The organism is Drancourtella sp. An57, assembly GCF_002161525.1.
Classification (GTDB): domain Bacteria; phylum Bacillota; class Clostridia; order Lachnospirales; family Lachnospiraceae; genus Sellimonas; species Sellimonas catena.
This window is the reverse complement of the sequence record NZ_NFHY01000029.1, coordinates 1-13,182: the sequence shown is the minus strand read 5'-3', so window position 1 is coordinate 13,182 and position 13,182 is coordinate 1. Positions and strand designations below refer to the sequence as shown.

At 41.4% G+C, this 13,182-nt stretch carries 14 protein-coding genes; 12 read left to right on the top strand and 2 right to left on the bottom strand.

The genetic code is table 11. The features are described from left to right. The 8 genes from B5G11_RS16425 to B5G11_RS15825 all read left to right on the top strand — a co-directional run. Nucleotides 1-1,362: hypothetical protein (locus tag B5G11_RS16425; RefSeq protein WP_158099313.1), on the top strand; the 1,362-nt coding region annotated here is incomplete at its 5' end. Nucleotides 1,363-1,373: 11 nt separating this feature from the next. Then, entirely contained in the window at nucleotides 1,374-1,673 is a 300-nt protein-coding gene (locus tag B5G11_RS15855; RefSeq protein WP_144289714.1) for a hypothetical protein, read from the top strand. Nucleotides 1,674-1,766: 93 nt separating this feature from the next. Next, a complete protein-coding gene (locus B5G11_RS15850) occupies nucleotides 1,767-2,231 on the top strand; it encodes a phage holin family protein (protein WP_343215527.1) in 465 nt (154 codons plus the stop codon). Between the two features lie 2 nt (nucleotides 2,232-2,233). After that, the gene (locus B5G11_RS15845) at nucleotides 2,234-3,562 is read left to right on the top strand and encodes an N-acetylmuramoyl-L-alanine amidase (protein ID WP_087255577.1); all 1,329 of its coding nucleotides are present in this window, start codon (nucleotides 2,234-2,236) and stop codon (nucleotides 3,560-3,562) included. A gap of 265 nt (nucleotides 3,563-3,827) precedes the next feature. Next, nucleotides 3,828-4,973, top strand: coding sequence for a Fic family protein (locus tag B5G11_RS15840; protein ID WP_343215526.1), 1,146 nt, complete (start codon nucleotides 3,828-3,830; stop codon nucleotides 4,971-4,973). 270 nt (nucleotides 4,974-5,243) lie between these two features. After that, complete coding sequence (locus B5G11_RS15835; protein WP_087255574.1) at nucleotides 5,244-5,627, top strand: TnpV protein; 384 nt, start codon at nucleotides 5,244-5,246, stop codon at nucleotides 5,625-5,627. 245 nt (nucleotides 5,628-5,872) lie between these two features. Beyond that, nucleotides 5,873-6,787: an ABC transporter ATP-binding protein gene (locus B5G11_RS15830; protein ID WP_087255572.1), complete on the top strand. Its 915-nt coding sequence runs from the start codon at nucleotides 5,873-5,875 to the stop codon at nucleotides 6,785-6,787. Next, nucleotides 6,784-7,680, top strand: a complete 897-nt coding sequence (locus tag B5G11_RS15825; protein WP_075530917.1) for an ABC transporter permease — start codon at nucleotides 6,784-6,786, stop codon at nucleotides 7,678-7,680. The genes B5G11_RS15830 and B5G11_RS15825 overlap by 4 nt, the downstream gene beginning before the upstream one ends. A 68-nt stretch (nucleotides 7,681-7,748) precedes the next feature. Here the strand turns inward: B5G11_RS15825 and B5G11_RS15820 are convergent, their stop codons facing one another. Further along, complete coding sequence (locus B5G11_RS15820) at nucleotides 7,749-9,185, bottom strand: MobA/MobL family protein (RefSeq protein WP_087255569.1); 1,437 nt, start codon at nucleotides 9,183-9,185, stop codon at nucleotides 7,749-7,751. 247 nt (nucleotides 9,186-9,432) lie between these two features. Beyond that, nucleotides 9,433-9,648, bottom strand: a complete 216-nt coding sequence (locus B5G11_RS15815) for a helix-turn-helix domain-containing protein (protein ID WP_004612412.1) — start codon at nucleotides 9,646-9,648, stop codon at nucleotides 9,433-9,435. A gap of 180 nt (nucleotides 9,649-9,828) precedes the next feature. Between B5G11_RS15815 and B5G11_RS15810 the strand changes: the two genes are divergently transcribed. From B5G11_RS15810 to B5G11_RS15795, 4 genes are all read left to right on the top strand, one after another. Then, entirely contained in the window at nucleotides 9,829-10,515 is a 687-nt protein-coding gene (locus B5G11_RS15810) for a helix-turn-helix transcriptional regulator (RefSeq protein WP_087255566.1), read from the top strand. An 87-nt stretch (nucleotides 10,516-10,602) separates the two neighbouring features. After that, nucleotides 10,603-11,901, top strand: coding sequence for a tyrosine-type recombinase/integrase (locus B5G11_RS15805; RefSeq protein ID WP_087255563.1), 1,299 nt, complete (start codon nucleotides 10,603-10,605; stop codon nucleotides 11,899-11,901). Nucleotides 11,902-12,050: 149 nt separating this feature from the next. Next, nucleotides 12,051-12,416, top strand: a complete 366-nt coding sequence (locus tag B5G11_RS15800; protein WP_087255560.1) for an ankyrin repeat domain-containing protein — start codon at nucleotides 12,051-12,053, stop codon at nucleotides 12,414-12,416. 176 nt (nucleotides 12,417-12,592) lie between these two features. Continuing rightward, nucleotides 12,593-13,009, top strand: coding sequence for a YjdF family protein (locus B5G11_RS15795; RefSeq protein ID WP_087255557.1), 417 nt, complete (start codon nucleotides 12,593-12,595; stop codon nucleotides 13,007-13,009). The last annotated feature ends 173 nt before the right edge of the window (nucleotides 13,010-13,182 follow it).

The following is a 13,182-nucleotide window of genomic DNA, read 5'->3' as shown; positions in this document are numbered from 1 at the left end:
GATTCAGCCAAGGCATCCGCGCTTACCACAGCAAAAGGTTACGCAGATGCGGCAGAAGATGCCGCGAATACCAACACAAAAAATTTGCTGAAAAGCTATAGCACGACCACACAAATGAATTCAGCAATCACTCAGAAGGCGAATGAAATCAGCGCAAAGGTCAGTTCGGTCGAGACTACATTAAAAAATAACTACAGCACGACTACAAAAATGAATGCTGCAATTAAAGCTGCGGCAGACGGTGTAAGCAGTGAAGTGTCAGCTGTCAATACCAAACTGGAAAATAACTACAGCACGACTACAAAAGTCAGCACCATGATAAGCCAGTCTGCAAGAGATCTTCGTGTAGAGATCCAGAATGCAGAAAATAATGCCAAGAAAGTAGCAACCAATTTCCTTTCTTACGATGCAACAAGCGGATTGCTGATTGGAAACAAGCAAAATGGATCATGGCAAGGATTTAGAAGTCAAATAACATCATCTGCGTTTAATATCTTAAATTCTTCTGGAACACAGATTGCCAGTTATGGGGCAAGTACAATAGAACTAGGGAAGAATAGCGAAAATTCCATTATAAAATTGTGTGGTGGAAAAGGGCAGTTAAAATACACGAAAAACATTCGTTCGATCGAATATTCTGGTACAAAATACAATGCTTTGGAAATGATATCCGAAAACATTGTTCTTTCATCAAGCGATTTGGAAACGCACATAAGAAATAACGGAAGAAGAAACGGAACGAATGAAGATGGAAGATATGTAAACTCTTATGTTTTATGTGAAAAGTATAAAACAAAAATAGGATATCGTTCCGGAGCAAGTAGCTCTTCATATGATCAACAATCTAGTATTACAGTAAATGACAATATGATATCAATTGATTCAAACGGTAGAGCTGAGATCAATTGTAAAGATTTTGAAATTGTTTCTGATGGAGACATTTATCTAAGTACGACAGAAAACAAAGGCAATATTTATCTGAATCACAGAAGATTTGATGTGAATGTTCTTCTCTGGTCTGGTGGGTATTTTATGACTGCGGGTCATACGGCGAATTTGAGCGAAAAAATATCTACACAAAAGACAGGAATTGTTTTGGTGTTCAATCAATACGATAACGGAACGACACGTAATAGCTGGCACGCATTTTTTATACCAAAGTACGTAATCATGGAAGTTGGAAGTGGAATGCCTTGGGATTTCTGGATGGGGCAAAGCAATTTCGGTAAGATTTGCGGAAAGGGATTGTATATATTTGACGATCATATTACCGGGGCTGATGCCAATTCACAAACAGGAACATCAAACGGCGTGACATACGACAATGATACATATGTGCTTCGCTATGTAATTGGAGTTTAATGGAGGAAAATATGGCATTAAAAAAGAAGATTACAAAACCGAATGGGATTCAATTAGAGTATCACAGAATCGCAATGATGACTGTTGAAGTAAATCAACAGACCACTCTTCTGGTTCGATCCTATTTGAGTGAGGATGGAAGAGAATATGAAAAAATGTATGAAGCAGGAGAAATAAAAGGAAATAATGTGACACTGCCTTATAACGAGGGAGAGTATTATCATTTTGAATATTCCGATGATATTACTATACAGGGAGCATATACGTTGTTAAAAACTCTGGATGAATTTTCTGGAGCAGAAGATATTTAAAAAGAGGTACAGAATATGGAGATCAGAGCGAGACCGTGATGAACGGTCTTATTTTTATGAAAAAACAGAAAGGAAAGTGAGGATATGAAAAAAATGAATTACGCAGAACCGTTTATCGATGGATACAATGTTGTGGTAGGGACGATTGTTGCAGTTCTGTCTTATGTTTTAGGTGAACATTGGATTCTTTTTGTGGCATTCCTTCTGCTCAATGTGGCAGATTGGATCACCGGATGGATGAAGAGCAGAATGGCTGGTAAGGAAAATTCGCTCGCCGGATGGAAAGGCGTTCTGAAAAAACTTGGATACTGGCTTATGATTATGGTGGCTTTCGGAGCATCTGCTGTTTTCATCGAAATTGGTAACACGATTGGTATTGACCTTGGAATCACCACCTTGCTTGGATGGTTTGTGCTGGCTTCGTTATTAATCAATGAGATCCGGTCCATCCTGGAAAATTTTGTGGAAGCCGGATACAGCGTGCCGACAATACTGATTAAAGGATTGGAAGTGGCTGACAAGGTAGTCAACCAGGATCATAAAGAAGAAGGTGAATAATCATGATCAGAAAAACAAATATTGCCGATAGAAGCAATTATGGAAACAAACGCAGCACATCCAATATCAAATATATCGTTTACCACTATACGGCAAACGATGGAGATACCGACGAAGCAAATGGGAAATACTTTGATGGGCCAAATCGAAACGCCTCTGCACACTACTTTGTGGATGATGACAGTATTACACAGTCAGTCCCGGATGATTATGTAGCATACAGCGTTGGAGGATATAAATATCCTAATACAAAAGGAGCTAAGTTCTATGGAAAAGCTACAAATAACAACACATTGAACATTGAAATGTGCGATACGATTCAAAATGGGAAGTATGACATTTCTGCAAAAACCATGGAGAATGCAATTGCACTTGGAAAAGAAAAAATGAAACAATACAATATACCAATCGATCGTGTTATTCGACATTATGATGTGACAGGGAAAGCTTGCCCGGCTTATTTTGTTGACGAATCCGCATGGGCTGACTTCAAAGAACGTCTGACAAGTTCTGATCCAGATGGAGAAGTAAAGGGAAGTTCTGGAGTGATGCAGGATCGATCTGACAAGTATGGAGAAGTATCTTATCAGGGGCATCTTAGAGATATCGGTTGGTGTAACTGGATGTGCGATGGCAAGATGATCGGCAGCACTGGCCAGAACCGACGAATAGAAGCACTGCGAATTATTCCGGTTAAGCATATGGATGTGGCTGTGCACATTAAAGATATTGGAGATAAAGTATATCGTAACATCACAAAAGGTACGATCATCGGCACCATCGGCCAGGAACTGAGACTGGAAGCATTAAAGATTATGTCTGGCGATACGGTTTATCTGTACCGGGTACACCAGAAAGACATTGGATGGTCAAATTGGTGCGTCAACGGACAGTGGGCCGGACAGAAAGGAAAAGGCAAGCAGATCGAAGCAGTAGAGATCAAGGTTGCCGATATTGCTTATCTTGCACATGTTCAGGGAACCGGAGACACAAGCTGGGCGGCGGACGGCATGACTGCCGGAACGACCGGACAGGATAAACGTATGGAAGCGCTCCGGATCAAGAGCCAGCACTGCGGTGATGTGTATGCCAAAGCTCACATTCAGGGAATTGGATGGAAAGACTTTGGAAAGATCGATCAGAATACAGTGATCGGAACAGAGGGAGACGGCCTGCGTCTGGAATGCCTCTGCCTGAAAGGAGACTTTGAGTGGCGGGCACATATCCAGGGAACCGGATGGACTCAGTGGACGAAAGCGGACGGTGTGGCCACGCTGGGGACAGTCGGCCAGGCTCTCAGAATAGAAGCAGTGGAGATGCGGGTGGCATAAAGAAATCCCTCCGGGGCCGGTGCTCCGGAGGGAGAATATTGTATCATCTTCGGGTTGCCCCTTTTCTGCCCCTTTTTTGAAAAAGGGCAAGTTGAAAAGTGCCAGAATGCATGATAAAATAGGCAAAAGGCGAATTTAATGCACTGCCGGTCTGCGGCAGCTCTGAAAAAGCGTTAAATTCGTTAAATAGCGGATTTGGCGCTTTTTTCTTTTTATGGAAACATTGTACAATGTTGTAAAGCAGAGCTTGTATCGGAGAACGCGCATGAGTAAACTTATTTGTTGTGACGGTGAAATGGACAGAGATCCATTCAAAGAATATTTGAAAGAAGCCGAGCCGGATAAAATCAGCAGAGGGTATGCCTGGAGTACCGCAATAGGATTGCAGGCGGTAGACGGATTACGTCCGTCTCAATATCTGATCAATACCGCTGTTCAAAATATTGAAGGAAAGATTTCTTTGAAAGAGGCCCAAAATCTTATTGACAGCTATTATGAAGAAAAAGCTGAGGATATAGATGACGGCCGTATAGAAGAGGCTGATAAAGTATCAGCACGAATTGCGGAGCTGCTATCAGAAACAGCGTTTTCTTTCACGCCAAATGAATATATCTCTATTCATCGAAGGCTGTTTCAGGGAATCTATGGGCATGCCGGAAAAATAAGAGATTATAATATCACAAAGAAAGAGTGGGTTCTGGACGGGGAAACGGTTTTATATGGAAGCGCCTCTGAGTTAAGGGCTACACTGGGATATGATTTTTCTCAGGAGAGAGAGTTCAGTTATAAAGGTCTTTCGATGAATGAGATTATCCATCATCTGGCGGTATTTGTCTCAAGATTATGGCAGATTCATATCTTTGGCGAGGGCAATACGAGAACAACAGCGGTATTTTTTATTAAATATTTGAAGACACTTGGATTCTCAGTGACCAACGATATTTTTGCAGAGCATTCCTGGTATTTCAGAAATGCATTAGTCCGTGCGAATTACACAAACCTGCAGAAAGGGATTCATGAAACGACAGAGTATCTGGAATTGTTTTTAAGGAATCTGCTTCTGAATGAAAAAAATGAACTTCATAACCGATATTTGCATATAAGTGGACTTTGGAAGATGCAAAAAGTAGACATTGGAGAAGGGAAAGTAGACATTCAGAGCCGTAAAGTAGACATTGAAGGTCTGATTGCAGTGAAAACGACAGATTTTTCGGAAAAGACAATTTCTCATATTTATAGAATGTATGATAAGTTCGGTTTTGACATGATTTTTGGGCGGACCGCAGTTGGTGAACTGCTCGGACTTCAGAATTCAAGTGCCTCCAAGCTGCTTGCTAAACTGCTGAGGGCAGAAATAATAGAGCCGGTGTCCGGTCACGGGAAAGGGAAATACAGGTTTGCGAGAAGATAGATAAATCGGAATTTGAAAACCATAAAATTATGAGTGATTATTGCTCTCCATAGGTTATCAATAAAATCCTCCAAAAGCCTTGAAAATAAAGGATTTATCGCAATGTGTTCGCCTTATCCTTTTATATGATTTCACACAAGTTTACTCTTTCCCTGCCTACTTGTAAGGGCAAAATCAAGGGCAAGAAAATCTCATAACAAGATATAACAGAGTGTGGCAATCGGAGAACTGTGACATATGTGCGAATATATTATAACGGAGGATTTTTTAATGGACAAGTATATTTATGATGAAAGCAATGGTCTTTGGTATGAATTGCAGGGGGATTATTATATTCCTTGCCTTATTTTACCAACCGAAAAAGAACACAAGCCTATCGGCTTATGGGGGCAGCGACACAAACACTACTTACAGGAACATAAACGGGCGGTTTACACCACGCTACTCACAAGCGGAAAATTGAACCATTATCTTGCTGATATTGACGAACAGGCAACGGAAATGATGTTTCGATTGGCCGGGCAAATGGCTGGCAAGGAGGGTGGTGTGACCGAACAACTCAAAGCAGAAAACTCGATGCTGTGGGTTGGTCGAATGAATGAGATACAGGCACGAGCACGAGAAATTGTATATGCCGCTATTATCTATAAGTAAAAAAATGTAACATTAACATATAGAATATTAAAATTGTGGCAGTCAAAAATTAAAACTTTGCCTGCCACAATTTATGATTTGATGTGTTCTCTTTCATAATGACTTTGGTAATTCACTATGCTATAATGAATTTAATTTACGGTATCGCACTGCATCTACTAATTTGGAGTTCGATTAGAACAGGAAAAGATTATATTGATTGCTCTCTATGCGAGATTAAAACCGATTATACAGGAGGAAATTGAATGAGCAATATTATTCAAATCAATAATCTTAATAAAAGTTTTGGAAGTGTAAACGCTGTTCAGAATTTGAGTTTTCGTGTGAAAAAAGGAGAGCTGTTTGCCTTTCTTGGTATCAATGGGGCAGGAAAATCAACTACAATCAATATTATGTGTGGACAACTGTCGAAAGACAGTGGAAGCGTTTTTATTGATAAACACGATTTAGATAAGGATATGGACTATATTAAGCGTGAACTGGGTGTAGTTTTTCAATCATCTGTCCTGGATTCTGCCCTTTCTGTTTATGATAATTTGGAAAGCCGTGCCGCTTTATATGGCATTACTGGAATGGAGTTTAAGAAACGACTTGAGGAACTGGCGAAAATATTAGATTTTGAAAACTTATTGAAACGCACCGTTGGTAAACTATCAGGAGGACAACGCCGAAGAATTGATATTGCAAGGGCTTTGTTTCATAAGCCTAAAATCCTTATTCTTGATGAGCCGACAACAGGGCTTGATCCGCAGACACGCCGACTTATTTGGAATGTTATATCAAGTTTTCGCAAAGATGAAAATATGACTGTATTTTTAACTACGCACTATATGGAAGAAGCTGCGGAAGCTGATTATGTTGTAATCATTGATGATGGGAAAATATCCGCAGAGGGTACTCCGCTTGAATTAAAAAATATTTATACTGGGGATTACATCACAATTTATGATGTAGATGAAAAGGATATTAAAGAACTTGATGTAGAATATGAGCAAATCCGAAACGGTTATCGCCTTTCTGTACCGAATACAAAGGCTGCAACTGAATTGATTATTCGTAATCCGCAGTTGTTTAATGATTACGAAATAACAAAAGGAAAAATGGACGATGTTTTTCTTGCTGTTACGGGCAAAACATTGGTGGGAGGTGCAGAAAAATGAGTATGGCTTTCATTCTTATCAAAAGAAATATCAAATTGTTTTTCAAAGATAAGGGAATGTTCTTTACCTCTTTGATAACGCCTGCTATATTGCTTGTACTTTATGTGACTTTTCTTGGGAATGTGTATCGGGATAGTTTTACATCTAATTTACCTAATTCATTAAAACTATCAGAAAGCATAATAGAGGGACTGGTAGGCGGTCAACTTATCTCATCTATTCTTGCTGTTTCGTGTGTAACGGTTGCTTTTTGTTCTAATTTTTTAATGGTGCAAGATAAAGCAAATGGTACGATAAGAGATTTAAGAATATCTCCTGTGAAGTCAGCTACACTTTCGCTGAGTTATTATGTTGCAACCTTGCTTTCAACACTTATTATTTGCTTTGCTGCAACGGGTATCTGTCTTACTTATGTGGCTATTGTCGGTTGGTATATGTCGCTCGCAGATATATTCTTTTTGTTTCTTGATATTTTACTCCTTGTTTTGTTTGGAACAGCATTATCTTCGATTATTAATTTTTTCTTATCAACACAAGGACAAATTTCAGCGGTAGGCACAATCATCAGTGCGGGATATGGTTTCATTTGTGGTGCATATATGCCTATTTCTTCATTTGGAGAAGGGCTGCAAAAAATAATCTCATTTTTGCCGGGTACTTATGGTACATCACTTATCCGAAATCATACAATGCAAGGGGCGCTTGCCGAAATGCAAAATCAAGGTATTCCAACAGAGGTTATTGAAAAACTAAAAGATTCCCTTGATTGCAATCTTTATTTTTTCGGAAGTCAAGTAAATATCGGAACGATGTATATGATACTTGGAATCACTATTTTGGTATTGATTGGAATTTATATTTTGTTAAACAAATCAAAAAAATATAACTGTTAATTTTGTAGCTGCAAATGATTATGTATGCCGCCGCTATGGGTAACACCATAACGGCGGTTTTTCAATGCCTATCGGCTATCTCTGTCAATGGATTTCTTACGCTGTTTTTGCGGTGGTTTCTGCTTGTTGCGTTCCTGTATCTCACGCAGATGTTTTAACACGCTCTGCTTTTCGGGCGGTCTGTGCTGTTCTTTGGCGGTGGCTGTCGGTTTCCTGCTGACTTGGTATTCCCACTCGGCAAGTTCACGGTTGTACTGTTCCACAACGCTTTCCATTTCTCGGAAAGTACGCATAAAAACTTGCACATCAGGATAACTGTCCGCTTTGAGTGTATCGGGGATTTTATCCAGCCTGTCGGCAATCTCCGTTTCGGTTTCTTTGATTTTTACCTCCAACGCTTTTCGCTCTTTGCCTTTGAAAATTCCCTTTGTATCGGCAAGCTGCTGTTTCAACTGCGGCAGAACTTTGTCCTGCAAGTGTTTGATTTTTACCGCCTTATCCTGTACTTTTATCATCAGGTTTCTCATATGGCGGAACTCTGCCATATCAATATCAAGCGTAGGCTTGGGCGGCATATCTTTTTCCCGAATAAGGTTTTGCAGAAAATCTTTTGCCTTTGTCACAATCCCACGAAACAGATTGGGCAGCCAGCCTTTGCTTTTGATAGACTGGCTTGCTTTTTCGTGTATCTCGGTCTGCTTGACTTCTAAAATCTTTGCTTCGGAAATACCCGATATGAGTGCCATATCCGCTGTCCTGTTCCATTCCTGCCTTGCGGCATTATCCGTTTCAATCTCGGCGGTTTTGGGATTGTTCTTGCCGATTTTCTTGGTGGGAAGATAAACGCTGTTCTTATCAAATACCTTTAACTGCTGTTCGGGATCGGAGATATGCCGATTGATAAGGTCGGTGTAAATCTCCTTTACCTCCCGAAGAAAAGGCTCACTTTTGAATTTATCATCTTTCACAGTAAAGAGGTGGCTTTCGTAAACCTCGCCCTTTTTTATGACGGTGCAGCCTTTTCGTATCTGGCCGTCCTCCCCTGTGATTTCTTTCTTGGTGCGTACCCTTTTGCCTGTTTCATCATAGAACACGCTGCGTGTGGCTATCTTGATGTCAGGCTCAGGAAGCAGTTTTCTTTCGCTGAAGATAAGGTGGATATGATAGTTTGTCTTGCGTTTGTTGTGGTGGAGGGCTGACACGCACTCCACACCATACCGCCTGTGGAACTCCTCCGTAAAATCTTCAAGGACTTCCTGCGGCTCGTATCTTGTATATACTTCAGGCAGGGCGATAATTAATTCCCTTGCTTCAATACATTTACCCTCTGTACCGCTTCGCTTAAATTCCTGCTGGCTTTCCCTTGCAAGGTTACTCCAAAATTCATTGTCGGCGGTGCGGTAGGTGGCATAGAGATTTTCTTGCCTTGCGTGGCTTGTGATATAGGATATTCTTCCCTTGACATTGGGTAGCTTCGACATCTGTATAAATGAGTGTCTTGCCATATACTCCTTCCTCCCGTGACGGGCATACTCTTTTTGCAACCGATAAATCGGTTGCCGCTGTTTCGGCGGCGTAAGCAGACGGACAGCGAAGAAAACAGTGTGCTGTTTTCTTCTGTATCATAGCGGCGGTGCATTGTCCGAAGCTGTGATATAGTGCCCCCTGCAAGGGCGAAATACCCAGAGTACAAATCGAAGATTTGTGCGAGGGGTGTATTTCGCTCTCAAACGCCGAGGGCTTGGAGAACAGTTATTCTACTTTGCGGACATCGTTTTCATTCAGCAGGTTTCTTCCCTGATTGACGCTCATAAATCGCTCTAAAGTATCCCTGCGGATAATCGCTTTTCTGCCGACCTTGAGGACGGGAAGTTTGCCCCAGTCTACCAACTTACGCATTGTATTTCTTCCGATACCCGTACATTCTGCTGCTTCTTCTATGGTTAAACCCATTTTGATGTTGCTCATTTTATCAACCTCCTTTCAAAATACGCATTTTGCAACTATGTATCTGTAATTATACTTATTTCGCTATCTCTTGTCAACTCGTTTTGCAACTTATTAAGAAATACTTTTGTCTATTATTAAATTTATGGTTGCAAAATAGGTTTTTCTATGTTATACTATCAGCAATAGGAGGTGAAAACCTTGAAAAAAGAAATTATATTCACCGCAAAACAGGTCGGTGAGCGGGTAAAAGAACGCCGAACAGAATTAAACTTAACAATGCCTGAACTTGGCAAGCGTGTCGGAGTAAACAAATCTACCATTCAAAGATATGAAGCGGACGGTGTAGACCCGAAGCGTACAATGATTATCAACGGGCTGGCAGAAGCACTCCTGACCACTCCCGAATGGCTGACAGGACTTTCCGAAGATAAGGAATACGACAGCCGCACTTTATATGCAAGGGATATGGAGGAACATATCAAAAAATATCTTGATACGGTTTCTTCTGTGGTAAAGGGAGAACCGCACCAACAGCTGCTCACGACATTCCTCGGAAAGATGATTGACCTCTATACGGTTATGGCTTATCACTTTGCAGATGCAACGGCTGAAGTTGACCGTGTAGCGGAGGACGAAGGCTTAAAGCAGTCCTTACGCCGCTATGCGATTGAGTCAAGGGCAATTATGGAAAGAGTTTACCGTAAAGAAATGGAACTTCCTATCGAGGATATGAAGCAGTTTTTAGATGGAATTTTACATATCTACGATGAGGGACGCACCGCTGTAAAGATGGGCGACCTGTTCGGGATAGTGACAGCAGCCGAGGAAAGGGTTGCTGAAAAAGAAAAATTCCGTGGCTCTTTGACAAGTGAAAATGCCGATTGACATTCATCGGCATAAGTGACACTATTACTTTACGCACTCCATATGTCACGGTCCCGATTGCCACGGATAGAAAGGGGAAATTTATCTATGGCAAAAGGTTCTGTAAGAAAAAAAGGTAAAAAGTGGTACGCACGCTTCTACATCGAAGATGAAAGCGGCAGAAAAGTACAGAAAGAGTTTGTGGGAACAGAAAGCAAGTCTGAAACAGAAGCCCTGCTCAGAAAAGCAATCGCTGACTATGAGGAAAAGAAATTCGTTGCGAAGTCTGAAAACATCACAGTTGGTATGCTGCTCGATCTATGGGTGGAGGAAGAACTGAAACCCGGCAATCTCAGCAATGGAACGGTAATGTCCTATCAAGGAACGGTCAACCGTATCAAACAGCACCCGATAGGAAAACGAAAGCTGAAAACCGTAACCGCCGACCATTTACAGGCGTATATAGACTTTCTCAGCTTTGGCGGTACAAATCCTGACGGTACAACTGCAAAGGCACTCAGCAAAGGGTATCTCCGATTGTTTTCGGCTGTTTTGCAAGGGGCGTTCCGTTTTGCAGTATTCCCGAAAAGGCTGATAACCTTTAACCCGATGCAGTATGTGGTATGGCGAGGAAAGAAAGAAGAATACGAGCTGTTCTCGGACGAGGACGGAGAAACTGCTTCCACACCAACGCTCAGCTACGAACAGTATCAGAGGTTAGAGAACTTTCTGAAAAAGAAAAACAATCCTGCACTTCTTCCTATACAGATAGCCTATTATACTGGCTTGCGTATTGGAGAGGTCTGTGGTCTGACTTGGCAGGACATCAACCTTGAAGAACAATATCTGACAGTACGCCGCAGTATGCGTTACAACGGGGCAAGGCACAAAACAGAAATAGGGGCAACAAAGCGTAAAAAAATCCGCACCGTGGACTTTTGCGATACGCTTGCCGCAATCCTGAAAACTGCGAAAACAGAACAACACAAAAACCGTTTCCGATACGGGGAACTGTACAGCCTTAATTACTATTTGGAGGTCAAAGAAAAAGACCGCACCTATTATGAGGTTTACAGTCTGCCGAGGTCGGAAGAAGTCCCAGAGGGATACAAGGAATTATCCTTTGTCTGCCTTAGACCTGACGGGGCATTTGAAGCACCGAGTACGGTGGGGATTATGTGCAGGACAGCGAGAAAAAAGGTGGAGGGATTGGAGGATTTCCACTTCCATATGCTCAGACACACCTATACAAGCAATCTGCTTTCAAACGGTGCAGCACCTAAAGATGTGCAGGAACTTCTCGGACACGCTGATGTCAGTACCACAATGAACATTTACGCTCACGCTACAAGGGAAGCAAAGCGTACTTCCGCAAGACTGCTGGATAAGGTAATCGGCGGAGCATAAAAAATTTCCCTTGTTTCGGCTTATAAGGGCAAAAACAAGGGAAAATACATAAGGTTTGAATATTTAATAGGCGATATGCCTTGAAAATACAGGGTTTACAGAGGATTGAATAGATAAAACTGAATTTGAGGAGTGCATAAAAACAGAAAATGAAAAAATTGTTTATTGTTATCCGTCAAGGAAAGCTTGATGAAGTAAAGCGTATCATTGAACGAAAGCCGGAGCTGGTTAATTGCGTTTCTGGAGCATTGCCGAAAAAAGATCACGGGCAGTCTCCGCTGCAGGTTGCGCTTAAAGCTGGAAAATTTGAAATTGCCGATTATTTGATTGAACATGGAGCGGATTATGTGGCCTGGGCTGATAGAGGGCATTATGCCAAACCCTGTCCGGGACCAAGCAACAGAAGCATGTATATTGATGATTTTATACCACAAGATGGGGCGGATGTCGATAAGAACAAAGAATTGAGAGCGTTTATGCAGGAGTATTTCAGAAGCAGAAATTTACATATTTAGTTAATCCTGCCAGTATGGCATGATTATATAAAAAGCAAAGATAAAAACGCAACGTATGTAGTAATACATACCAGAGCCGGTAGGTAGCCCGGCCGTCCTGCATATGCAGGGTAAGTAACCTGCCCCTCCGGGTTGTCCATTCTTTGCTCATTACAATTTACTAAGGAGGGATTGTCATGGGCAAAGTGAGTGGCAAACTAATAGTTTATTTTGAAGATCCATTTTGGGTAGGTGTTTTTGAGCGCATCGAGGATGGAAAATTATCTGCGATGAAAGTTACATTTGGATCTGAACCAAAGGACTACGAAATTTATGAGTTTATACTGAGACGCTATGATTGTTTGCAATTCAGCCCGGCTGTGGAAACTGCTGTCAGGGAGAGCAAAAAGAACCCTAAAAGAATACGGCGTGATGCAGGGAAACAACTGCAAAATACAGGTATTGGGACGAAATCACAGCAGGCTTTAAAATTACAGCAGGAACAGGTCAAACAAGAATACAAAGTGAGAGGCCGGGAGAAAAAACTGACTGAAACGAAGCGTAAGTTTGAACTGAAGCAGCAAAAGAAAAAAGAGAAACACCGGGGCAGATAATGCTCCGGTGTTTCTTGAAAAATACTATTTTCTGAGGAAGCATATAGCTTCCTTATTTTTTGCTTTATAGGAAATTGCGTTTTTGGAGCAGTCAAAAAAAGAACGCATGTTCATCGAACATATGTTAGATAAACATGCGTTTGGGTATGACAATAAGACGTTGGCAGGATCAG

What these genes read in the sequence shown, in the direction of transcription:
- B5G11_RS15845 (WP_087255577.1), top strand. Translation starts at nt 2,234, where the DNA reads ATGATCAGAAAAACAAATATTGCCGATAGAAGCAATTATGGAAACAAA.
- B5G11_RS15840 (WP_343215526.1), top strand. Translation starts at nt 3,828, where the DNA reads ATGAGTAAACTTATTTGTTGTGACGGTGAAATGGACAGAGATCCATTC.
- B5G11_RS15850 (WP_343215527.1), top strand. Translation starts at nt 1,767, where the DNA reads ATGAATTACGCAGAACCGTTTATCGATGGATACAATGTTGTGGTAGGG.
- B5G11_RS15805 (WP_087255563.1), top strand. Translation starts at nt 10,603, where the DNA reads ATGGCAAAAGGTTCTGTAAGAAAAAAAGGTAAAAAGTGGTACGCACGC.
- B5G11_RS15830 (WP_087255572.1), top strand. Translation starts at nt 5,873, where the DNA reads ATGAGCAATATTATTCAAATCAATAATCTTAATAAAAGTTTTGGAAGT.
- B5G11_RS15835 (WP_087255574.1), top strand. Translation starts at nt 5,244, where the DNA reads ATGGACAAGTATATTTATGATGAAAGCAATGGTCTTTGGTATGAATTG.
- B5G11_RS15820 (WP_087255569.1), bottom strand. Translation starts at nt 9,185, where the DNA reads ATGGCAAGACACTCATTTATACAGATGTCGAAGCTACCCAATGTCAAG.
- B5G11_RS15800 (WP_087255560.1), top strand. Translation starts at nt 12,051, where the DNA reads ATGAAAAAATTGTTTATTGTTATCCGTCAAGGAAAGCTTGATGAAGTA.
- B5G11_RS15795 (WP_087255557.1), top strand. Translation starts at nt 12,593, where the DNA reads ATGGGCAAAGTGAGTGGCAAACTAATAGTTTATTTTGAAGATCCATTT.
- B5G11_RS15815 (WP_004612412.1), bottom strand. Translation starts at nt 9,648, where the DNA reads ATGAGCAACATCAAAATGGGTTTAACCATAGAAGAAGCAGCAGAATGT.
- B5G11_RS15855 (WP_144289714.1), top strand. Translation starts at nt 1,374, where the DNA reads ATGGCATTAAAAAAGAAGATTACAAAACCGAATGGGATTCAATTAGAG.
- B5G11_RS15825 (WP_075530917.1), top strand. Translation starts at nt 6,784, where the DNA reads ATGAGTATGGCTTTCATTCTTATCAAAAGAAATATCAAATTGTTTTTC.